This window comes from Burkholderia sp. AU44665 (genome assembly GCF_030504405.1).
In the GTDB taxonomy this organism is placed as follows: domain Bacteria; phylum Pseudomonadota; class Gammaproteobacteria; order Burkholderiales; family Burkholderiaceae; genus Burkholderia; species Burkholderia semiarida.
Genome location: NZ_JAUJRI010000001.1, coordinates 803,096 through 824,279, shown reverse-complemented (window position 1 = coordinate 824,279; position 21,184 = coordinate 803,096). Strand labels below are relative to the sequence as shown.

Sequence of the window (21,184 nt, the reverse complement as noted above, 5' to 3'; positions counted from 1 at the left end):
CGGTGGACGACGTCAAGATGCCGGGTGTCGGGGTCGATGCGTGCAGAGTACGCGCGGCGCCCGTGCGGCTGTGTGTACACCTGTTCACTTCAAAAAAGAGTACAGTTTCGGCCATTCATCCCGTGCGGATCGCAACTGTGTTGCTGAAGGGAAGTTGAAAGGGAGGCGCGTGAAGCGTTACGAACAACTGGCCGACGATCTCCAGGCGCAGATCGAGCGGGGCGTGTACCGGCCCGGCGAGCGGATTCCGTCGGTGAGGCACGCGAGCCGGCAGCAGCAGCTCAGCGTCACGACCGTGCTGCGCGCGTACCTCGTGCTGGAAAGCCGCGGCCTGATCGAGAGCCGGCCGCAGTCGGGCTATTTCGTGCGGGCGCGCACGGCGGCGCCGGCCGAGGCCGAGCTGCATGTCTCCGCGCCGGCCGCCGAGCCGTCGGCCGTGGACGTGAGCCGGCTCGTGCTGTCGACGCTGCGCTCGATCGCGCGCGACGACGCGGTGCCGCTCGGCTCGCCGTACCCCGACGCATCGCAATTTCCGGTGCAGCGCCTCGCGCGCTATGCGCAGGCGATCGGGCGGCGCCGCACGCGCTGGGGCGTGATCGACGATCTGCCGCCGGGCAACCAGGAGCTGATTCGCCAGATCGCGCGGCGCTATGCGGAGCGCGGGGTCGCGGTCGAGCCGGGCGAGATCGTGATGACGATCGGCGCGACCGAGGCGATCAACCTGTGCCTGCAGGCGGTCGCGAAACCGGGCGACACGATCGCGGTGGAGTCGCCGACGTTCTACGCGATGCTGCACGCGATCGAGCGGATGGGCATGCGCGCGCTGGAAGTCGCGACGCACCCGGGCGACGGCATCGATCTCGACGCGCTGGAGCGGGTCCTCGCGCGCGAGCGCATCGCCGCATGCATGGTGATGCCGAATTTCCAGAATCCGCTCGGCTTCCAGATGCCCGATGCGCGCAAGCGCGCGCTCGTCGAGCTGCTCGCGAAGCACGACGTGCCGGCGATCGAGAGCGACGTCTATCACGAGCTGCACTTCGGCGACACGGCGCCGAGCGCGCTGAAGTCGTTCGACCGCGACGGGCTCGTGCTGCATTGCGCGTCGTTCACGAAGAGCCTGTCGCCGCGCTACCGGATCGGCTGGGCGATGCCGGGCCGTTACCGGGACCAGGTCGAGAAGCTGAAATTCCTGAACACGCTCGCGACGCCCGCGATCGAGCAGCTCGCGATCGCCGAGTATCTGAAACACGACGGCTACGATTTTCATCTGCGGCGCATGCGCAAGCTGTATGCGCAGCAGGCAAGCCTGATGAGCGCGATGGTGCGGCGTTTCTTCCCGGAAGGCACGCGGCTGTCGCAGCCGCAGGGCGGGTACGTGCTGTGGGTCGAGCTGCCGCCGCGGGTCGATGCGATGAAGCTGTACACGCTCGCGCTCGCGCAGCGGATCACGGTCGGGCCCGGGCACATGTTCTCGGCCGGCACCGATTACCGGCACTTCATCCGGCTCAACTACAGCTACCCGTGGTCGCGGCAGATCGAGGACGCGCTGAAGGTGCTGGGGCGGCTCGCGTCGGAGTGCGCGGCGCGCTGAGCGTTGCCGCGCGGCGGCCGGCCGCCGCCGCCGGTATCAGGCCGCGCGCCGCGTGTGCGGCCCGGCTTGCGCGGCGTCGACCATCTGCCGCATGTCGAAGCCCGACGGATGCTGATACACGCGCAGCCCGAACTCGGGCAGCACCGCGATCAGGTGGTCGAACAGGTCGGCCTGGATGGTCTCGTAGTCGACCCATGTCGTCGTATCGGTGAAGCAGTACAGCTCGAGCGGGATGCCTTCGGCCGTGAGCGGCAACTGTCGCGCCATGTTCATCATGTCGCGGCGGATGCGCGGATGGCCCTTCAGGTAGTTCGCGACGTATGCGCGGAACGTGCCGAGATTCGTCAGCTGGCGGCGGTTCGCCGGGCACTCGCCGGCCGCGCCGAGCGTGCCGTTCCATTGCTCGATCGCATCGACCTTGTCCGCCAGATAGTCCTTCAGCAGCGTCAGGCGTTCGAGCCGTTCGATCTCGTCGTTCGTGAGAAAGCGCACGCTCGTCGCATCGACGAACAGCGCGCGCTTGATGCGGCGACCGCCCGCTTCGGTCATCCCGCGCCAGTTCTGGTAGCTCTCGGTGATCAGTTTCCAGGTCGGCACCGTGATGATCGTGTGATCGAAGTTCGCGACCTTGACGGTGTTCAGCGTGATGTCGATGACCGTGCCGTCCGCGCCGGCCGACGGCATCGTGATCCAGTCGCCGATCCGCAGCATGTCGTTCGACGACAGCTGCACGCCGGCGACGAGGCCGAGCAGCGTGTCCTTGAAGATCAGCATCAGCACCGCGGACATCGCGCCGATGCCGGACAGCAGCAGGCCGATCTGCTTGCCGGTCGCGTCGCCGATCACGACGAGCGCGGCCGTGATGAACATCACGAGCTTGACGAGCTGCATCGCGCCTTTCAGCGACAGCCGCGGCTGGTCGCGTCGGGACGTGCGGTGCGTATGTTCGAGTGCGGACAGCGTCGCGCTGATGGTCATCGTCACGAGGAACACGATCAACGCGAACAGCACCTTGTCGACGACCTGCACGACGAAGCCGGGAACGCCGGGCACCGCGCCGAGCCCGAGCTTGATCACGACGAACGGGACGATGCGGTTCAACCATTTGAAGGCACCGAATTCGAACAGCGCGTTGTCGACGCGCGTGGCGGACAGCCGCGCGAGCCGCGCGACCACGCGAAACAGCAGGAAATGGACGACGGCGGTGATTGCACCGGCGGCGGCGAGCAGGACGACGATGCCGACGAGCGGCGAAAGCCAGAATTCGTTCAGGGTCATAGGGGCAGGCTGGGTCCTTCTTGTGCGTTGAATCGGCGCCGCGACGCGGCGCGCGCCCGGTGAAGGGCATATGAAAAAGGAACCGTGATTGTGCCATCGGGTTCCGGATGCGTATCGCAAATACATGTCGAGCGGCTCCCGTATCGGCTCACCATTGCGCAGGTATCCTCTGCATCGACGTGAAGGAGGAGGCAATCCGCATCACCGCACGCTGACGTGCGAGCCGCTTGCCCGGCATGGCGGACGCAGGAGGGCGATCGGCTGGACGTCATGACGCAGGCCTTCGCGCGTCGATGCGCTCGATGGGCGATCCATGCAATCATGCGAACGTCGCAGGCGCTGCCGGCATGCCGTTCGCATTGGCGCGCAGTCCGTCCGGCGACGGTGAGCGACAGGCAACACCGTCGCGCACCCGTTCGTGGCTCCCGTCACTTCGACCTGACGCATTTCACGCATGCAAGATTCCAACGAAAGCCGTCCGTCGCGCGTGCGGCTGCTGAAAGGCATCCTCCCGGTCCGTCGCGGGGGCGCCATCCGCGACATCTTCGCGGGCATGTCGCTCGCGTCGATGGACATCCCCCAGGTGCTCGGCTACGCGCGCATCGCCGGCATGCCGGCCGTCACGGGGCTCTATACGGTGTTCCTGCCGCTCGTTGCGTTCGCGTGCTTCGGCGCATCACGCCATCTCGTCGTCGCCGCCGATTCCGCGACCGCGACGATTTTCGCGAGCCGGCTGTCGTCGATGGCGCCGGCCGGCAGCGCCGACTATGCGGCGCTGGCCGGCATGGTCGCGTTGCTGACCGCCGCGATGCTGCTGCTCGCGCGCATCTTCAAGCTCGGCTTTCTCGCCGATTTCCTGTCGCGCACGGTGCTGGTCGGCTTCCTCGCCGGCGTCGGCGTGCAGGTGTCGATCGCGATGCTCGGCGACATGCTCGGCCTGTCCGTGCCGTACCCGGCGTCGCGCAGCCTCGCGCAACTCGACTACGTCGTCACACACCTCGTTCACGCGCACCGGCCGACGCTCGCGCTCGCGGCGCTCGTCGTCGTCGCGATTCTCGTGTGCAAGCGGTTCCTGCCGCGCGTGCCGATGCCGATGATCGCGGTCGCCGGCAGCATCGCCGCGAGCGCCGCGTTCGGCTTCGCCGCGCACGGCATCGCGGTGATCGGGCCCGTGGCGGGCGGGCTGCCGCCGCTGCGCTGGCCGTCCGTCACGTGGCAGCAGTGCCTCGACCTCGTGCCGGTCGCCGCTTCGTGCTTCGTGATGATCATCGCGCAGAGCGCGGCCGCCGCGCGCGTGTTCGCGCAGCAGTATGGCGAGGACGTCGACACCAATGCCGACATCCTCGGGCTCGCGGCCGCGAACGCGGCGGCGGCGCTCGGCGGTGCGTTCGTCGTCAACGGCAGCCCGACGCAGACGGCGATGGCCGACGGCGCGGGCGTGCGCAGCCAGATCGGGCATCTCGCGTTCGCCGCGGTCGTCGCCGTCGTGCTGCTGTTCTTCAGCCCGACGCTGCAGTACCTGCCGCACGCGGTGCTGGCGGGCATCGTGTTCACGATCGCGCTCGGGCTGATCAACGTGCGCAGCCTCACGGCAATCCGCCAGGAAAGTCCCGGCGAATTCACGCTCGCGCTGATCACGGCCGCGGCCGTCGTGACCGTCGGCGTCGAGCAGGGCATCCTGCTGGCCGTCGCGTTGTCGCTGATGCGGCACGTGCGTCACAGCTACCAGCCGCATACGATGGTGCTCGAACCCGTCGCCGGCAACGGGCGGTGGCAGCCGGTGCCCGCACGGCGCGGCGCGATGACGGCGCCCGGGCTGATCGTCTACCGGTTCGGCTCCGACCTGTTCTTCGCGAACGATCACTTGTTCGCTGCCGAAGTGACCGCGCTCGTCGACGCGGCGCCGGTGCCGCCGCGCTGGTTCGTCGTCGATGCGGGCGCGATCACCGATATCGACTATTCGGCCGCGCGGACCTTGATCGATCTCGTCGCGACGCTGCATGCGCGCGGCGTCGGCGTGCTGTTCGGGCGCGTGAGCCGCTATCTGCGCGCGGACATGGATCGTCACGGGATCACCGACGTGGTCGGCGCGTCGTGCATCTTTGCCACGCTGCATCAGGCGCTGGAGGCGGCGGGCACGACGCCCGCGCCGCAGGAGCCGGGCACGGTGTAGGGCCTGCGCAAGCCTGTCATTGGCATGGACAGGCCCTGGCGCGGCGACGCTACGCGAGCGCGCGCAGCCGTGCGAAACCGTTGCGCAGGCAGCGGGCCAGTTCCGTCGCGGCCGGTGTGTGCTGGCCGCGCGGCACGTGCAGGTTGATCGAGAAATTCGGCAGGGCGGGCAGGCCGCTGCCGGCCGGCAGGATGTCGAGATCGGGCGGCACGGTGGACGCGAGCCAGACGGTCACGGCCAGATCGGCGCGCACGGTCGCGGCCGTGGCATCGAAGCTGCCGTTCTCGAACACGGTGCGCCACGGGCGATCGCAGCCGCGCAGTGCATCGAGCACCGTCGGGCGGAATGCGCAGGTCTGCGCGACCATCGATACCGGCAGCGGCGAGTGCCGGTGCGCGGTGCCGCCTTTCGCGCCGACCCACACCAGCCGGTCGACGGCGATGCACTCGCCGCTCGACGATCCGACCGGCGCCTCGATCAGTGCGACGTCGAGGTCACCGTGCGTGAGCCCGCGCCGCAGCTCCGGCGATGCCGCGCACACGAGCGTGAGCGCGACCTGCGGATGCGCGTGGGCATAGCTTCTCAGGATCGGCGCGAGACAGGTGCCGACCAGGTCCTGCGGCGCACCGAGACGCACCGCGCCTTCCACCGCACCGGCGCTCAGGTCGGCGAGCAGCGCATCGTGGACGGCGAGCAGCCGGCGCGCCTGTTCGAGCAGCCGCTCGCCGGCCGCCGTCAGCAGCAGATTGCGATGCTCGCGGACGAACAGCGGGCCCGACAGCATTTCGAGCCGCGCGACCTGCTGGCTGATCGCGCCCTGCGTCAGGTGCGGCGCGTGGCCGGCCGCCGTCATGCTGCGATGATCGGCCACCGAGACGAATGCGCGTAGCAGCGCGAGGTCGAGATTGCGTGCCATGCGTCGCATTATGAATGCTAATGCAAGGCATAAAAAGCTTTCGCTGTCGTAATGCCGGAATCACAGGTAAAAAAGGGGCATCAATAACGACGACCGGGAGCCTTCGTGCCGCTTCACGACTATCTGCCGCTGGTGCTGTTCGTGATCGTGTCCACCGTGACGCCGGGCGGCGCGACGACGCTCGCGACCGCATCGGGCGCGCATTTCGGCTATCGGCGTTCGCTGCCGCTGATGGCGGGCATCGCGGCGGGCCTCGCGTCGATGGCGGCGGCGGCCGCCGCCGGGCTCGGCAGTGTGCTGCTCGCGCTGCCGGCGTTGCAGCTCGCGATGAGGGCGGCCGGTTCGGCGTACCTGATGTGGCTCGCCGTGCGCATCGGACGTGGCGGCAAGCCGCGGCTCGATGCCGACGTGCACCGGCCGCAAGGGTTCGTCAGCGGCGTGTGGATGCTGTGGCACAACCCGAAAGGCTGGGCGATGACGCTCGGCGCGGCCGCGTCGTTCGCGGCGCTCGCGTCGGGGCCGGCGCGGCTCGGCGTGCTGCTCGGCCTTGCATTCGGCGTGGCCGCGATGGTGTCGTTGTCGCTGTGGTGTTTTGCCGGGCTGCTGTTCGCGCGCGTGTTGCGCACGGAGCGGCAGTGGCGTTGGCTGAATGCAGGGCTCGGCGTGCTGCTCGCGGCGTCGATCGTGCCGATGTGGCTGCCGTAGCGAAAGGCCGCGCACGCGGCACGGCCCGTGTTCAGCGTCACCTGGCCGATGCGTTGCGGGCCCGTCGGTTGCCGGCGCCCGCACCGGCCGAGCGCAACGGCAGCCGCAGCGTCGTCACGAAGCTCGCCGCATGCAGCGCGCACAGCAGGCCGAACGCCCACGCATACGCGACGGCCTGCGTGCCGCCCGCCGCGACCGATTCGGCCTGCAGCCGCCACGCGAGAAACAGCGTGCATAGCGTCGTGAACGTCGGGCCGCCGAGCCGCTGCACGATATTGAGCGACGTGGTCGCCATCGGCAGGTTGCGGCGCTCGACCGACGCATACGCGGCGGCGATCGACGGTGCGCCGATCGCACTCTGGCCCATGCCGCGCAGAAACAGCGCCGGTACGAGCACGAGCGGATCGTAGCCGGTCAGCGCGAGGAACACGAGCGGCAGCGTGGCGACGAGTGCGAGCAAGGCGCCGCCGGCGGCGAGCCGGCGGACGCCGAACCGGCTCGTCAGCGCGCCCATCGACGGATAGGTGACGAGCATGCCGAGCCCGAGCGGCGCGAGCAGCCAGCCCATTTCGCCCGGCGAGCGCCCGCACGCCTGGATCAGGAACACGGGGATCAGCATCTGGCCTGCATACAGCGCGCCGTTGGACAGGAACTGCGTGCCGGCTGCCGCGCCGAACACGCGCGAGCGAAACAGCGCGAGATCGATCAGCGCACGCTCGCCCTGGCGGCGCGCGAAGCGCACGAACGCGACGAGCAAGAGCGCCGAGCCTGCGACCGCCGCGATGCCGGGCATCGAGCCGATCCGCTCGACGCCGTACAGGAACAGCACGAGGCCCGGCGACAGCAACGCGAGGCCGATCCAGTCGAGTTCGCGCCGCGGCGCATGGTCCCGGTCGCCGGGCAGGAACCGTACTGCCAGTGCGAGCGCGAGCGCGCCGACGGGCAGGTTCACCAGAAACAGCCAGCGCCACGACGTGTGTTGCAGGATCGCGCCGGCCACGACCGGGCCAAGGATCGGCGCGAGCAGCACCGGCACCGCCGCGTAGCCGATCACGCGCGCCATCTGCTGGCCGGCGACGCGCGCGATCATCATCTGCGCCATCGGCGCGAGCAAGCCGCCGCTGACGCCTTGCAGCACGCGAAACGCGATCAGCGACGGCGCCGACCACGCGAGCCCGCACAGCGCCGACGTCAGCGTGAACGCCGAGAAGCACCACAGGTACAGCGCCTTCGCGCCGATGCGGTCGACGAGCCAGCCGCTCAGCGGCAGCACCAGCGTCAGCGCGAGCAGGTAGCCGCTCGTCACCCACTGGATCGTCGACAGGCTCGCATGCAGGTCGGTCGCCAGGCTCGACAGCGACACGTTGACGATCGTCGCATCGAGCTGCGACAGCAGCGAACCGAGCGTCGCGACCGCGCTGACTTTCCAGATCGACGGATCGAGCCGGCCGGGCGCGCGGCCCGGTGCCGGCCGGATGCGTGGGGCGCTCACGCGCCGCGCCGGTCGAGCAGCGCGACGATGTCCTGCGTCGTGCCCGTCTCGCCGAGGCGCGGGAACAGCCGCTCGACGCTGTTGACGTGCGCGTCGGCATTGAGGTCGGTCATCGCGTCGACGGCGAGCGTCACGTGATAGCCGAGTTCGTGCGCCTGCCGCGCGGTCGATTCGACGCCGATGCTCGTCGCGACGCCGGCCAGCACGATCTGCGTGACGCCGGCTGCCTTCAGATGCGCGTCGAGACCGGTGCCGGTGAAGGCGCCCCAGGTGTGCTTCGTCACCACGTGGTCGCCTGGCTGGTGGTTCAGTTCGGGTACGAGTTCGGTCCAGTCGGCGGGAAGTTGCGCCGTGCGCGGCGGTTGCTCGGTGCGGCCCGGCGCGCCGCCCGCGACGTTGACCAGCACGACCGGCAGGCCACGGCTGCGGAATGCGTCGAGCAGTTCGCGGGCGTGCGCGATCACCGGTGCGACCGGGTGCGCGGTGGGGAGGGCGACGATGCCTTTCTGCAGGTCGATGACGACCAGCGCCGTGTTCGTGTCGAGACGGGTTGCGCTCATGATGGGGCTCCGGGGAAAGGGCGAAGAAAGCCGGGCGCGCGCATGCCGAGCGGCGCACCGGCCGGGTTCATTGCTCACCGATGCGGCGGATCAGCGGGATGGCCGCGGCGAGCGTGTCGATGTCTTGCGGATCGAGTTGTTCGATCGCCGCGCCGAGCCACTTGTGTTTCGCGGCATTGCGCTTGCGCCGCGCGTCGAGGCCGGCCGCGGTGAGTTTGAACAGGATCTGGCGTCCGTCGGTCGGATGCGGCTCGCGCTCGACGAGCGCGTCTTCCTCGAGGCTCGCGAGGATCGCCTTCATCGACTGCGGCTTCATCGCTTCGGCGCGCGCGAGATCGGCGGTCGTCATCGGCCCGTGCCGATCGAGCCGCGCGAGCGCGCTCGTCTGCGACATGCCGAGCCCTCCGGAATCGACCTCGGAGCGCAGCCGGCGGATGAGCTGGCCGACCGCGAGGGTCAGGTCGGCGGCGACGGTTTCGGCGGAAACGCCGGGTTTGCGTGGCGGGTTCATGCGGCGAATCTTAGGACACGACAGCTAAACTTGCAAGTTTAGCTGTCGAATTGATCGCCGGCTGGCGACACCGTCAGCACGCGATTACGTGCGCCGATGCACGACCGGCACGACTTCGCTGTATCGCGGGGTCGCGTTTTCGTGCAGCAGATCGCCGAGGTACTGGCCGAGTTCGTCCGCGGCGAGCGCGGATGGAATCTGCAGATTGGCCGGGCGCCGTTTGCCTTCGGCGCCGAGATCGAATACGGCCCAGCGGCCGTCCGTGCGCACGACGGCGAGCAGCCGGCCGAATGCGTTGAAGCGGTATTCGTGCTGCATGGCGTCGCTCCCGTGGCGTGAACGCGCCGGCTGCCCGTACGCGTTTACTGGATCGAACAGGACAGCCAGCGATGGATCCTGATTGCGTCGCTCGAAACGCCGGCACGCGTCGGTGCGCCGAGCAGCACGACCGTTTCGCGGCGGCCTTTCACGCGCATGCGCATCACGACCCCGTGCCCCGATTCGTTGATGAAGCCGGTTTTCTGCAGCCGGATCGGCAGGCGGCGGTAGCGCACGAGCGGGTCGGAATTCACGTACACGAGTTCGCCGTCGCCGGGGCGCACGGTGGTCGACAGATCGGTCGAGAAATAGCGGATCAGCGGATCCCGCGCGGCCGCGCCGACGAGCCGCGCGAGGTCTTCCGCCGTCGACACGTTGTGCGGCGACAGGCCGGTCGGCTCGCGGAAGTGCGTATGCCGCATGCCGAGCTGGCGCGCTTTCCGGTTCATCGCCTTGACGAACGCCGCGCGCCCGCCCGGGTAGTCGCGGCTCAGCGCGGCGGCCGCGCGGTTCTCCGACGACATCAGCGCGATATGGAACATCTCGCGGCGCGACAGTTCCGAGCCGACCTGCAGGCGCGAACCGGTGAACTTGATCGTGTCGCGGTCGCGTGCGGTCACGCGCAGCACGCCGTTCAGCGGCCGATCGGCGTCGCGCGCGACGACGGCCGTCATCAGTTTCGAGATCGACGCGATCGGCCGCACGGTGCGTGCGTTGCGCGCCAGCAGCGGCGTGCCGGAATCGACGTCGAGCACGTAGGCCGCGCGGGAATGCAGCGTCCCGACCGCGCGCGGGGTGTAGCCGCAGCTGGCGAGCAATGTCGGTTTCGCGGCCGGGCGCGGCCGCACGGCGGTCGTGCGTTTCGCGCGCCGCTGCTGCGGCGCGGGTGCCGCGTGGCGTTTGGCCGCCTGATGCGTCACGCGCGAGCGGCGATGCTTGACGGCCTTTTTCTTGCGATGGGGTTGCCTCTTGACGACCTTCGTGTGTGCATGCGGCTGCGCATGCGCGGTGCGATGCGGCTGCACGCGCTGCGCGGACGCATTCGTGGCGAATGCCAGCAGCAGGAACGGCAGGGCGAGGATCAGGGTGATCCGGGCGCGAGGCACGCGCGCGATGAGGCCGGTCAAGCGAAAGTCTCCTTTTCACGCGCGATGCGGCTGCGCGGATGCATGGGCGGTCGGCGGGTGCGGGAAATTATACGGTCGATCGCGGAGCGATGACGATTCGATGACGCGCAATGACGCGCGATACGGGAGGATTCCGATCGTTTTCGAATTGTCGGGCAGCGGTGCGCGTGGGACAGAACGCGAACAGAAGGCGAGCAGATGTGCGGGTCAGCGCGGCCAGTTTCGCCGCGACACGACCGCAAAAGTGACCGCGATCGAACCCGTCACCGCGCGCGGCGGCATGTCGTCCAGCGCATCGCCGAAGCGAAAGCGGCGGCTGCGCCCGTCGGTGGGTTCGGTACGGCGTTTCGGTGCGCGCGTATCGGCGGCGACGACGCATGCGTTTGCGTCCGCGACCTCGCATGGTGGCTCGGCTACACAGTCGGCAGCTTGATCGACGGACATGAAAGTGGGTTCCGGGAAGGGCATGTCCGTATTGAACGCCATTGCGTTCGATCGGTAAAATGAATATTTCAATCGTTATGATTCCACGAAAGAATGGAACTGAAACTGCTGCGCACGTTCCTGACGGTCACCGAGCTGTGCCATTTCAGCCGTGCGGCCGATGCACTGCACATGAGCCAGCCCGCGCTCAGCAAGCAGATCGGCGCACTCGAGGCGAGCCTCGGCGGCAAGCTGTTCGAGCGCGGCCGGCATGGCGCGGAACTCACGCCGTTCGGCGAACGCTTCCTGCCCGACGCGCAGGCGCTCGTGCGCGATGCCGACGAAATCCTGGCGCGTGCGCGGGAAGCGACGAGCGGGCAGCGCGGACATTTGCGGCTCGGCATCTGCCTGTCGGTGCTGACGCTCGTGCCGAAACTGATCGCCGAATTCCGTCGCTGCAATCCGGGTATCGCGGTGACGCTGAGCGACCTGTCGTCGTCCGAACAGACGCGCCGGCTGCGCGCCGGCAAGCTCGACGCCGGTTTCCTGCGCCTGCCTTCCGACGAAGGCTTGTCGTCGTTCAAGGTGACCGACGAGGCGCTCGCGCTCGCGGTGCCGCCGCATCTCGGCTTCAAGCGCGTGCCGGCCAACCTCGACGTGCTCAATGAAATCGGCTTCATCGCGCTGCAGCGTGCGCGCGGCCCGGGGCTGGCCGCGCAGATCGACCGGTGGTGCGTCGAGCGCCGCTTCGTGCCGCACGTGATGCAGCAGGCGGAAGACGTGCAGTCGGTGCTGACGTCGGTCGCGGCCGGCGTTGGCGTCGCGTTCATCCCGTCGAGCGCGCGGTATCTGCTGCGCGACGCGACGGTGCTGCCGCTCGACGGCCGGGACGCGAAGTGGCGCGTGGGGCTCGCATGGCGGTCCGAGCGCGACGATCCCGTCACCGCGCGTTTCGTGTCGTTCATGCGCGCGGCGCTCAAGGGCGCGTGACGCGGCGTATAGTGTCCGCGATCGTTTTCTCCATGCATGCCGGCCCGACGCCGGCCGACGAACCCGAACCGATGACTTCAGAATCCGACGAATCCCCGCTCGATCCCGCCCTCGTCGCCACGCTCGCGACGCTGAACGAAGCCGCGAACGATCCGGCCGGCAAGACGTGGTCGCTGCCGAAGATCGCGAAGCGCACGCAACTGCCGATGAGCACGCTGCGGCGCGTGCTCACGCAGTTGGACGCAGCAGGCCTGAGCGCGACGACGTTGAACGAGGACGGTACCGGCAGCGCGGCGCTGACCGACGAAGGGCGCGCGGTGTGCGCGCAACTGTTCGGCGCGAACGACGCCCAATGAATGAAAAACGGGCCGCTGAGGCGGCCCGTTCGTCACCGAACGACGGCAGGTCGGGTCGTGCGGCCCGCGCGGGTAGTGCACGGGCCGGCACGCCGTCATCGGTGCGACATCAGAACCACTGCTTGTAGCGGCGCACGTAGATCGTCTTGACGATCTGCGCGAGCACGATGTAGCCGACCATCGTCGCGGCGAGCCACAGCCAGTAGGTGCCCGGCAGGTGCATGAAGCCGATCGCCTCCGCGAACGGCGAGAACGGCAGCCAGCAGCCGATCGCGATCGCGGTGAAGGTCGACAGCAGCACCGGCAGCGACGCCGTGCTTTGCAGGAACGGGATCTTCTGCGTGCGCAGCAGATGCACGACGAGCGTCTGCGACACGAGACTCTCGATGAACCAGCCCGAATTCATCACGATCTGGCCGCTCGCGCCGCCGTTCAGGTGATACAGCGCGCCCGCGCCGAACACGGTCCACATCAGGATGTACGTCGTGATGTCGAACACCGACGACGTGGGCCCGACCCACAGCATGAAGCGGCCGATGTTGCCGGCTTCCCACTTGCGCGGCTTCTTCAGGAACTCGGGGTCCATCCTGTCCCACGGCAGCAGCATCTGCGACGTGTCGTAGATCAGGTTCAGCACGAGCAGTTGCGTCGCGAGCATCGGCTCCCACGGCAGGAACGCGCTGGCGACGAGCACCGAGAACACGTTGCCGAAGTTCGAGCTGGCCGTCATGTTCAGGTACTTCAGGATGTTGCCGAACGTCTCGCGGCCCTTGATCACGCCTTCCTCCAGCACCATCAGGCTCTTTTCGAGCAGGATGATGTCGGCGGTTTCCTTCGCGATGTCGGCGCCGCTGTCGACCGAGATGCCGACGTCCGCGTCGCGCAGCGCGGGCGCATCGTTGATCCCGTCGCCGAGGAAGCCGACCGTGTGGCCGTTTGCCTGCAGCGCCTTGACGATGCGCGCCTTCTGCAGCGGCGTGAGCTTCGCGAACACGGTCGTGCGTTCGACCGCCTGCGCGAGCGTCGCATCGTCGAGCGCGTCGATTTCCGTACCGAGCATCGGCTTGCCCGGGGCGAGGCCAACCTGGCGGCACACCTTCATCGTGACGGTCGCGTTGTCGCCCGTCAGCACCTTCACCGCGACGCCGTTCTCGCGCAGCGCGGCGAGCGCCGGCGCGGCCGATTCCTTCGGCGGATCGAGGAAGGTCAGGAAGCCGCGCACGACGAGATCACGTTCGTCGGCGGTGCGGTATTGCGCGCGTTCGTCGCCGCGCGGGATCGTGCGCGTCGCAAGCACGAGCACGCGGAAGCCGTCCTCGTTGTACGCGGTGGCTTGTTCGAGCAATCGCTTGCGCGCGACGAAGTCGAGCGGGCGCACGCCATCTTCGTCCTGCACGTGCGTGGAGACCGCCAGCATTTCCTCGACCGCGCCCTTGCAGATCAGCAGATGCGTGCCGCGCGTGTCCTCGACGACGACCGACAGGCGGCGCCGCACGAAATCGAACGGCAGTTCGTCGATCTTCTTGTAACCCTGCGGCTTCACGCGTTCGCCGATCTCGTCGGCGCGCGCGACGACCGCGATGTCGATCAGGTTCTTCTGGCCGCTCTGGTGGAAGCTGTTCAGCCAGCCGAGCCGCAGGATGTCCTCGTTCTTGTGACCGGACAGATCGAGGTGGTGTTCGAGGATGATCTTGTCCTGCGTGAGCGTGCCGGTCTTGTCGGTACAGAGTACGTCCATCGCGCCGAAGTTCTGCACCGAGTTCAGCCGCTTGACGACGACCTTGCGGCGCGCCATCGCGACCGCGCCGCGCGCGAGGTTCGCGCTGACGATCATCGGCAGCATCTCGGGCGTGAGGCCCACGGCCACCGCGAGCGCGAACGTGAGCGCGCTCAGCCAGTCGCCCTTGGTCAGGCCGTTGATCATGAACACGATCGGCACCATCACGAACATGAACTTGATCAGCAGCCAGCTCACGCTCGCCACCCCGCGGTCGAAGCTCGTCTCGATGCGCTTGTGGCTCACGACGTTGCGCGCGAGCGAGCCGAAGTACGTGTCCTCGCCGGTCGCGACGACGACCGCCGTCGCCGTGCCGCTGACGACGTTGGTGCCCATGAAGCAGACGTTCTCGAGATCGAGCAGCGACGCCGGTGCGTCGTTGGCCGCGCCGGCCGCGGGCGCGCCCGCGGATTTGCCGGCCACCGCGCCGAGCGTGTCGTACTTCTCGACCGGCAGCGCCTCGCCGGTCAGCACGGCCTGGCTGATGAACAGGTCGCGCGACGCGAGCAGGCGCACGTCGGCGGGGATCATGTCGCCGGCGGACAGATGCACGATGTCGCCGACGACGACCTCGCGCATCGGCACTTCGCGGCGCGACGGCTCGGCCGCATCGGTCACCGCGCGCTGCACGGTGGCCGTCGTGCGGACCATCGCCTTGAGCTTCTCGGCCGCGCGCAGCGAACGGAATTCCTGCACGAAGCGCAGCAGCGCGCTGATCGTGACCATCGTCAGCAGGATCGTCATGCCGACGTAATCGCGATCGTCGGGCGCCGCGAAGTAGACGTCGGTAAAGAAGCTGATCGCGGCCAGCACCAGCAGCACGTAGACGAACGGGTTGTGGAACGAGAGCAGCAACTGGCGGGTCCAGTGCGGCGGCTTGTCGTGCGCGATTTCGTTCGGGCCGTCATGCTGCAGGCGGTCGGCGGCCTGGTCGTAGGTGAGGCCGCGCGTGCTGGTGCGCAGCGACTTCAGCGTGTCTTCGAGCGGGCGGGCCGCTTCCCGCGCGGCGCGCATGATGCGCGGTTCGTTCTGCTGGCCGGCGCCGGCCTTGATGAAGCCGCGCTGTTTGTTGTGCGAGGTGTTGTGTCGTGTCGTCATGAGTCGCTCCTTGCGCACGAGGCGGCGGGCGGGGAGCGGCCGTGACGTTATCGACGCACGAACGCTCCCCGCCGCGTCGCGTCAGGCGCGATCGGCTGTGGATCGGTAAAGGCGGGAACGCTCGCCGGCGCGCGCGAGGCGCACGGCGTGTCGATGCGCGGCGTCGCACCGGCGAGCGGTAATCGACTACTGTCGTCTGAGTTCATCTGCACTCCTGTCGGTTGCGAATGGTCGGCACGGGCGATCGGCAGCGGCGCGCGCAACGAGGCGCGCGGCCGGACGGCACGCGAACGGAGGGCGCACGCGGCTGGCGCCGCGCGCGGCACGAACGCACACGCGCGACGGCGCGTCGCGTGCATTCGACAACATCGAAAATTCGGCGGGAGATCGGGCCGGTAGTCAGGCCGGAAGGGCGCCGCATCCTGCTTCCCGGGATGCGGCAGAAGACGAGGCTCTGCGCGTTTTCCTCAGGCAGCAGTCAAGTTGGTCATGCACCAACTACAACTCGCATCGGTGTTCACAGAACACTCCATGTAACTAGACGGGGGCGATGGTAATGGCTCGTCGTGCGAAGCGTCAACCCTTTTGTCGAGCGTTATTTCGAGATGCTTGATCGCGTGGGTGCATGTTCGCGGTCGCGCCCGACAACCCGCAATGAAACAGCCGCGCGCACACCTTGTCGGCATGCGCGCGGCCGCGTCGAACGAGATGCCGGTTACTGGTTCGCGGTCGCGACGGCGGCCGCTGCATCGAGGATGCCCGAGCCTGCCGGCATCGCGGTGCACGACGTGCCGGCCGAGAGCTTCGCCGCGCGCGTGCCGCCTTGCAGCTTCTGCATGATCTGCGCGGGCGTGAGGTTGCCGTTCACCGACAGCATCAGCGCGGCAACCCCCGTCACCTGCGGCGTCGCGAGGCTGGTGCCGGTCGCGGGGCCATAGGTGTCCGAGCCCGGCGTCGTCGTGCCGGCGTTCGACGTCGACAGGATGTTGACGCCCGGTGCGCTCAGCGCGACGTCGGCGCCGAAGTTGCTGAACGATGCGCGTCGACCCGTCGCGTCGGTCGCGCCGACGGTGATCACGCCGCGGCAGTTCGCGGGCTGGTCGAGCCCGGTCGACAGGCCGTCGTTGCCGGCCGCGACGATCACGGTCACGCCTTTCGCGGTCACGTCGTCGATCGCCCGCTGGAACGTCGTGCTGCACGCGCCGACCCCGCCGAGGCTCAGGTTGATGATCTTCGCCGGGCGCGGGTTCGTCGGTACGCCGGACACCGGAATGCCGGCTGCCCAGCGCATGCCGTCGGCGATGTCGCTCGTCACGCCGCCGCACTTGCCGAGTACGCGCACCGGCAGGATCTGGCCGAGCCACGACACGCCGGCGACGCCGGTGCCGTTGTTGGCGGTCGCGCCGATCACGCCCATCACGCGCGTGCCGTGCCAGCTGCTGTTGCTCGGCTGGCTCGCGCAGTGATAGAACGGGCCGTTGACGTCGTCGAGTTCCTGCTGCGTGACCCAGTCGCCCGGATCGGTTGCGTCCGGGCCGCGCCTCGAGCCGTTGTTGCTGGTATTGATGTTGCTGATGAAGTTGTAGCCTTGCTGTATCAGATTGCCGACGAGGTCGCCGTGCGGCCGGTAGCCGGTATCGAGCACGGCCGTGACGACGGTCGGCGAACCCTTGGTCACGTTCCATGCGGGCGGCAGGTTGATGCCGGCGGTCGGATCGGACAGGTACCACTGCTGGTTGTAGAGCGGGTCGCTCGGCGTGTCGCGGATCTGCATCGGGTGATCCGGTTCCGCGTAGTCGACGTCGCTGTCGGCCGCGAACGCCTGTGCGAGCGCGGCGGCATCGGTGGCGGCCATGCGCTGGCCGAGCGACAGCACGGCCGCGCCGTTCGAGATCGTTCGCTCGACCTGCACGTTCACCGGCGTTTGCGCGATGCTGCTCGCGTACGCGCGTGCGCTGCTGGTCACCGGCGCCGTCCAGCGCGTCATCGCGCGCTGGATCACCGCGTCGAGTCGCGAACCGTCGTCGACGGCCGCCATCGCACGCGTGGCCGTCAGCGTTTTCAGCTTGACGATGAGGTGATCGACCGGCGGCTCGACCGGCGCCGTCTGCGCGGCCATCTGCACCGCGGCCTGCTGCGACGAGCACGCATTGCCGCCGGACGACGCCGGCGGGTTGGTCGGGGCGGGCGCGGGTGCCGGCGTGGGAGCGGGCGTCGGCGTGGGCGCCGGTGCAGGTGACGCGTTGGACGGAGACGGGTCGCTGCCGCCGCCGCCGCCTCCGCCGCAACCGGCGAGGGGCAGGAGCGCGGCGGCGGACAGCATACCGGCGAGCATGCGCGCATGGGCCGAACGGGCCAGCGCGAAATTGAAGCGTTTGGCTTTCATGTTGAAAGTCGATCCTCGTAGATAACCGTCGTGCCGGCGGTGGTGCCTGGTCCGGCATAAACCGGACCTTGTTCTTGTCGGGCGCACGCAGCGCTGCTGCGACGCGCCATGCATTGGGTAACGGCTGATGAGGCGGCTTCTTGAGTATGTTTTGTGCGAAAAAGGCGCGACACGCAAACGGTTGCGATGCTGTCTTGCAGCATGAACGCGCGTTTGGAACGGGCGACCTGTTCATGGGGTGCAAGATTGCAGGCAGCGGGCCCGGCGAAACGTGCGCCGCAGGCGCTTTTGCGCGTCGCGGAAACGATGCCTCACGGTGAGGCGCGCGACTGAGGGCGCTTGACGCTTTCCCCGATGCGGGGCGAATTTTGTCGGGCGTAGGATCGCGATTCGATCAAGGTTTCTTCAGGAGAAAAGCATGGATCACCGCTTCCGTTGGCTGGCTGTCGCGCTGGCCTGTGCGCTGGCCGGCGCCGCGCACGCGCAGGCCCTTACCGGTACGCTGAAGAAGATCAAGGACACGGGCGTCGTGTCGCTGGGCATTCGCGAGTCGTCGGTGCCGTTCTCGTATTCGGACAATCAGCAGAAGAACATCGGCTACTCGCGGGACATCGCGTCGCGCATCATCGACCAGTTGAAGACGGATCTGAACCTGCCGAACCTCGCGGTGAAGGAAATCCCGATCACGTCGCAGAACCGCATTCCGCTGCTGCAGAACGGGACGATCGACTTCGAATGCGGATCGACGACGAACACGCTCGAACGGCAAAAGCAGGCCGCGTTCTCGAACAGCATCTTTCTGTACGGCATTCGCTTCAGCACGCGCAAGGATTCGGGCGTGAAGGACTTCGCGGACCTGGCCGGCAAGACGGTCGCGACGACGGCCGGCACGTCGGACGAGCGCCTGCTGCGCAAGCTCAACGAAGAGAAGGCGATGAACATGACGATCATCAGCGCGAAGGATCACGCCGAAGCGTTCATGAACGTCACGACGGGCCGCGCGGTGGCGTTCGTGATGGATGAGCCGCTGCTGTACGGCGAGATCGCGAAGGACCGCAACCCGGGCGCGTATACGGTCGCGGGCACGCCGCTCGTTCACGAAAACTACGCATGCATGATGCGCAGGGACGATCCGGCGTTCAAGCGCGTCGTCGACGGCGTGATCGCGAAGATGCAGACTTCGGGCGCGGCCGAGAAGCTCTACGATCAGTGGTTCATGCGGCCGATTCCGCCGAAGGGCGTGAGCCTCAACTATCCGCTGTCGCCGGAGATGAAGCAGCTGTTCAAGAATCCGACGGATCAGGCGCAGTATTGATCCGGCCGTCTCAAAGAAAAACCGCCGGCACGTGCCGGCGGTTCGGGCGCGGCGCGCCGAGTGGCGCGAACCGCGTCAGGCCTTGATTTCCGGGCCGCGTGCGGCCGGTGCGACGGGAGCGGCCGGCGTTGCCGGGGCCGCCGACGGCATCGGCGGCTGCGCCGGGACGATGACGAGCACCGGTTGAGGCGCGGCCCACGCCGGTATCGCGAACCCGACGGGCTGCGGCATCGGCATCGCGAACGCGTTGGCGAGCGCGATGTGCTGGAGCGCCATCATCTGCTGCTGCATCGCGACCATCTGCGCTTGCGCCGCCTGCATCCGGTACTGCGCGGCCTGGATTTGCCGCAACGCCGCCGCGGACGGCATGGCGCCCGACGACGCCGTCTGCATCTCGAAGCTCGCGCCGCCTTGCGGGCTGTGCCAGCTCCACGTGCTGACCTTCATCGGGCCGACGGCCGTCTGGACGACCCGCGTTTCGGCCTTCACGGGCACGGCCTGCCCGTTGACATTGACGAACATCGGTTGGGCGGCGGCCGCCGCGCCGGCTTGCCCGGCCAGCGCGAACACGGGCACCAGCGCCAGCGCGCCCGCCGCCATATACGAACGGAATCGCATCTTCGTATCTCCATCGAACGAGACTGATCGAATCAACAATGACGTACGGCTCACGGAGTGAGCCACCCGAAACAATGCGGCCGTCGGCTTAAATCAACATTAAAATCGCCGCCCGCCGGCCCGATCGGCGCATGTCGGGACGTGCCGCGATCGGCATTCAACCTCGCCCGCGCCAGGGGGAATCCTGTCGCCCGGTGCAACAACAGGCACAATACGGAATTCGCCACCCCCGCACGCATGTTCGCCACGCGAACATTGACGTCGCGGCACTGCTGCCCGACCTCTTTCCCAGTCATGAACGCCACGCTCACTCCGGCGCGCGAGTCGAATTCGCCGCGCTTCCTGCTGTTCCTGATCTGCCTGTTCGCGTCCGCCGGCCAACTCGCGATCGACATCTACGTGCCCGCGCTGCCCGACATGGCACGTTCGTTCGCGACCACGCCGCAGGCGATCCAGTCGAGCGTTTCCGGCTACATGGCCGCTTACGCGCTCGGCCAACTGATCTTCGGGCCGATTGCCGATGCGTACGGACGCAAGCGCGTGCTCGCGTTCGGGCTCGTGATCTACACGATCGGCTGCCTGCTGTCGCTCGGCGCGCCGAACCTGGAGACGTTCGTGCTCGCGCGCTGCCTGCAGGGCTTCGGGATCGCGACCACCAACCTGCTGGCGAAGGCGATCATCACCGATTCGTTCTCCGGCCAGGCGTTGATGCATGCGTTCACGTACATGTCGATCGCATGGGGGCTGGCGCCGATCATCGCGCCGGTGATCGGTGCGCACCTGCAGGAATGGTTCGGCTGGCGCGCGTGCCTCGTGTTCCTGCTGGTCTACTCGCTGGCGATGTGGGCGCTGCTGTGGCGCTACCGCGAAACCTTGCCGAAGCCGGTGCATCTCGAGCCGCGCACGCTGATGGCGAACACCGGCAAGGTGCTGGCGAGCCCCGTGTTCCAGAGCTGCTTCCTCGCACAGGGGCTGTGCTACAGCATCCTGCTGGTGTTCAACATCGTCGGGCCGTTCATGGTGCAGACCACGCTGCACAAGCCGCCGACCTTCTTCGGCTACCTCGCGCTCGGCATCGGCCTCATGTATTTCCTGGGCGGCCTGTCGAACCGGATCCACGGCCGCGGGCTGCCGAGCGCCGAGCAGCGGCTGCGCATCGGCGCGCGCGTGATGGCGGGCGCGTCGATCGCGATGCTGGTGCTGGCGCTGAGCGTCGGCCTGCGCGTGTGGACGCTCGCGACGCCGGTGCTCGTGATGGGTTTCTGCGCGGGCGCGATGTATCCGACGCTGATGGCCAAGGGCAATTCGCTGTTTCCGCATATCGCCGGCCTGACGAGCGCGATTCTCGGCTGCGCGCTGCTGCTCGTGTCGTCCGCGATGATGGGCCTGGCCGGTTTCGTGTCGATTCACGTGCTGACGCCGCTTGCGGTGTTCTTCGTCGCGTTGTCGTTCATCGTCGTATGGATGGTGACGAAGCTGCTGCGCCATCTGTCGCGGCAGCAGGTGGCGCCGGTCGTGTGCGGGAGCGGCGAGGCGGCGTAAGCGCCGGC

The 21,184-nt window shown here is 68.2% G+C and carries 18 protein-coding genes; 7 read left to right on the top strand and 11 right to left on the bottom strand.

Annotation, left to right across the window (positions count from 1 at the left end; translation table 11 throughout):
- Positions 1–169 precede the first annotated feature (169 nt).
- Positions 170–1,591, top strand: coding sequence for a PLP-dependent aminotransferase family protein (locus tag QZM15_RS03620; RefSeq protein WP_302105826.1), 1,422 nt, complete (start codon positions 170–172; stop codon positions 1,589–1,591).
- Positions 1,592–1,627: 36 nt separating this feature from the next.
- Here the strand turns inward: QZM15_RS03620 and QZM15_RS03615 are convergent, their stop codons facing one another.
- The gene (locus tag QZM15_RS03615; protein ID WP_302105825.1) at positions 1,628–2,869 is read right to left on the bottom strand and encodes a mechanosensitive ion channel family protein; all 1,242 of its coding nucleotides are present in this window, start codon (positions 2,867–2,869) and stop codon (positions 1,628–1,630) included.
- A 454-nt stretch (positions 2,870–3,323) separates the two neighbouring features.
- On the opposite strand from QZM15_RS03615, the gene QZM15_RS03610 reads away from it, so the two are divergent.
- Positions 3,324–5,042 carry a SulP family inorganic anion transporter gene (locus tag QZM15_RS03610; protein ID WP_302105824.1) on the top strand — a complete coding sequence of 573 codons (1,719 nt, stop codon included), beginning with the start codon at positions 3,324–3,326 and terminating at the stop codon, positions 5,040–5,042.
- Between the two features lie 49 nt (positions 5,043–5,091).
- Here QZM15_RS03610 and QZM15_RS03605 read toward each other — a convergent pair whose 3' ends face one another.
- Entirely contained in the window at positions 5,092–5,967 is an 876-nt protein-coding gene (locus QZM15_RS03605) for a LysR substrate-binding domain-containing protein (RefSeq protein WP_302105823.1), read from the bottom strand.
- Positions 5,968–6,063: 96 nt separating this feature from the next.
- On the opposite strand from QZM15_RS03605, the gene QZM15_RS03600 reads away from it, so the two are divergent.
- Entirely contained in the window at positions 6,064–6,663 is a 600-nt protein-coding gene (locus tag QZM15_RS03600; RefSeq protein WP_226223004.1) for a LysE family translocator, read from the top strand.
- Positions 6,664–6,700: 37 nt separating this feature from the next.
- On the opposite strand, the gene QZM15_RS03595 is transcribed toward QZM15_RS03600, so the two are convergent.
- The 6 genes from QZM15_RS03595 to QZM15_RS03570 all read right to left on the bottom strand — a co-directional run bounded on the left by QZM15_RS03595 (position 6,701) and on the right by QZM15_RS03570 (position 11,157).
- The gene (locus QZM15_RS03595) at positions 6,701–8,155 is read right to left on the bottom strand and encodes a DHA2 family efflux MFS transporter permease subunit (RefSeq protein WP_302105822.1); all 1,455 of its coding nucleotides are present in this window, start codon (positions 8,153–8,155) and stop codon (positions 6,701–6,703) included.
- The gene (locus QZM15_RS03590) at positions 8,152–8,715 is read right to left on the bottom strand and encodes an isochorismatase family protein (RefSeq protein ID WP_302105821.1); all 564 of its coding nucleotides are present in this window, start codon (positions 8,713–8,715) and stop codon (positions 8,152–8,154) included. The genes QZM15_RS03595 and QZM15_RS03590 overlap by 4 nt, the downstream gene beginning before the upstream one ends.
- A gap of 67 nt (positions 8,716–8,782) precedes the next feature.
- On the bottom strand, positions 8,783–9,226 hold the full coding sequence (locus QZM15_RS03585) for a MarR family winged helix-turn-helix transcriptional regulator (RefSeq protein ID WP_124862181.1): 444 nt from the start codon (positions 9,224–9,226) through the stop codon (positions 8,783–8,785).
- Positions 9,227–9,310: 84 nt separating this feature from the next.
- Complete coding sequence (locus QZM15_RS03580) at positions 9,311–9,544, bottom strand: hypothetical protein (RefSeq protein ID WP_301738346.1); 234 nt, start codon at positions 9,542–9,544, stop codon at positions 9,311–9,313.
- 44 nt (positions 9,545–9,588) lie between these two features.
- Positions 9,589–10,671: a serine hydrolase gene (locus QZM15_RS03575; RefSeq protein ID WP_302105820.1), complete on the bottom strand. Its 1,083-nt coding sequence runs from the start codon at positions 10,669–10,671 to the stop codon at positions 9,589–9,591.
- Between the two features lie 207 nt (positions 10,672–10,878).
- Positions 10,879–11,157, bottom strand: a complete 279-nt coding sequence (locus QZM15_RS03570) for a hypothetical protein (protein WP_302105819.1) — start codon at positions 11,155–11,157, stop codon at positions 10,879–10,881.
- 51 nt (positions 11,158–11,208) lie between these two features.
- Here QZM15_RS03570 and QZM15_RS03565 point away from each other — a divergent pair, with 51 nt between their 5' ends.
- Together QZM15_RS03565 and QZM15_RS03560 are read left to right on the top strand one after the other, a co-directional pair.
- On the top strand, positions 11,209–12,084 hold the full coding sequence (locus QZM15_RS03565; RefSeq protein ID WP_059585000.1) for a LysR family transcriptional regulator: 876 nt from the start codon (positions 11,209–11,211) through the stop codon (positions 12,082–12,084).
- A 71-nt stretch (positions 12,085–12,155) separates the two neighbouring features.
- Positions 12,156–12,440, top strand: coding sequence for a transcriptional regulator (locus QZM15_RS03560; protein WP_124862172.1), 285 nt, complete (start codon positions 12,156–12,158; stop codon positions 12,438–12,440).
- A gap of 109 nt (positions 12,441–12,549) precedes the next feature.
- Here the strand turns inward: QZM15_RS03560 and mgtA are convergent, their stop codons facing one another.
- The gene (gene mgtA / locus QZM15_RS03555) at positions 12,550–15,315 is read right to left on the bottom strand and encodes a magnesium-translocating P-type ATPase (RefSeq protein WP_302105818.1); all 2,766 of its coding nucleotides are present in this window, start codon (positions 15,313–15,315) and stop codon (positions 12,550–12,552) included.
- Between the two features lie 715 nt (positions 15,316–16,030).
- Positions 16,031–17,701 (bottom strand): S8 family peptidase, encoded by a 1,671-nt coding sequence (locus QZM15_RS03550; protein WP_302105817.1) that lies wholly within the window; start codon positions 17,699–17,701, stop codon positions 16,031–16,033.
- A gap of 418 nt (positions 17,702–18,119) precedes the next feature.
- Here QZM15_RS03550 and QZM15_RS03545 point away from each other — a divergent pair, with 418 nt between their 5' ends.
- Entirely contained in the window at positions 18,120–19,016 is an 897-nt protein-coding gene (locus QZM15_RS03545) for a glutamate/aspartate ABC transporter substrate-binding protein (RefSeq protein WP_059585004.1), read from the top strand.
- Positions 19,017–19,091: 75 nt separating this feature from the next.
- Here the strand turns inward: QZM15_RS03545 and QZM15_RS03540 are convergent, their stop codons facing one another.
- Positions 19,092–19,634, bottom strand: coding sequence for a hypothetical protein (locus tag QZM15_RS03540; RefSeq protein WP_124862158.1), 543 nt, complete (start codon positions 19,632–19,634; stop codon positions 19,092–19,094).
- A 294-nt stretch (positions 19,635–19,928) separates the two neighbouring features.
- Between QZM15_RS03540 and QZM15_RS03535 the strand changes: the two genes are divergently transcribed.
- Complete coding sequence (locus QZM15_RS03535; RefSeq protein ID WP_059585006.1) at positions 19,929–21,176, top strand: multidrug effflux MFS transporter; 1,248 nt, start codon at positions 19,929–19,931, stop codon at positions 21,174–21,176.
- The last annotated feature ends 8 nt before the right edge of the window (positions 21,177–21,184 follow it).

Excerpts from the sequence above, each read along its gene's own strand:
- mgtA (WP_302105818.1), bottom strand. The coding sequence starts at position 15,315 with ATGACGACACGACACAACACCTCGCACAACAAACAGCGCGGCTTCATC.
- QZM15_RS03615 (WP_302105825.1), bottom strand. The coding sequence starts at position 2,869 with ATGACCCTGAACGAATTCTGGCTTTCGCCGCTCGTCGGCATCGTCGTC.
- QZM15_RS03545 (WP_059585004.1), top strand. The coding sequence starts at position 18,120 with ATGGATCACCGCTTCCGTTGGCTGGCTGTCGCGCTGGCCTGTGCGCTG.
- QZM15_RS03540 (WP_124862158.1), bottom strand. The coding sequence starts at position 19,634 with ATGCGATTCCGTTCGTATATGGCGGCGGGCGCGCTGGCGCTGGTGCCC.
- QZM15_RS03610 (WP_302105824.1), top strand. The coding sequence starts at position 3,324 with ATGCAAGATTCCAACGAAAGCCGTCCGTCGCGCGTGCGGCTGCTGAAA.
- QZM15_RS03605 (WP_302105823.1), bottom strand. The coding sequence starts at position 5,967 with ATGCGACGCATGGCACGCAATCTCGACCTCGCGCTGCTACGCGCATTC.
- QZM15_RS03570 (WP_302105819.1), bottom strand. The coding sequence starts at position 11,157 with ATGGCGTTCAATACGGACATGCCCTTCCCGGAACCCACTTTCATGTCC.
- QZM15_RS03585 (WP_124862181.1), bottom strand. The coding sequence starts at position 9,226 with ATGAACCCGCCACGCAAACCCGGCGTTTCCGCCGAAACCGTCGCCGCC.
- QZM15_RS03565 (WP_059585000.1), top strand. The coding sequence starts at position 11,209 with ATGGAACTGAAACTGCTGCGCACGTTCCTGACGGTCACCGAGCTGTGC.
- QZM15_RS03560 (WP_124862172.1), top strand. The coding sequence starts at position 12,156 with ATGACTTCAGAATCCGACGAATCCCCGCTCGATCCCGCCCTCGTCGCC.
- QZM15_RS03550 (WP_302105817.1), bottom strand. The coding sequence starts at position 17,701 with ATGAAAGCCAAACGCTTCAATTTCGCGCTGGCCCGTTCGGCCCATGCG.
- QZM15_RS03590 (WP_302105821.1), bottom strand. The coding sequence starts at position 8,715 with ATGAGCGCAACCCGTCTCGACACGAACACGGCGCTGGTCGTCATCGAC.
- QZM15_RS03580 (WP_301738346.1), bottom strand. The coding sequence starts at position 9,544 with ATGCAGCACGAATACCGCTTCAACGCATTCGGCCGGCTGCTCGCCGTC.
- QZM15_RS03535 (WP_059585006.1), top strand. The coding sequence starts at position 19,929 with ATGAACGCCACGCTCACTCCGGCGCGCGAGTCGAATTCGCCGCGCTTC.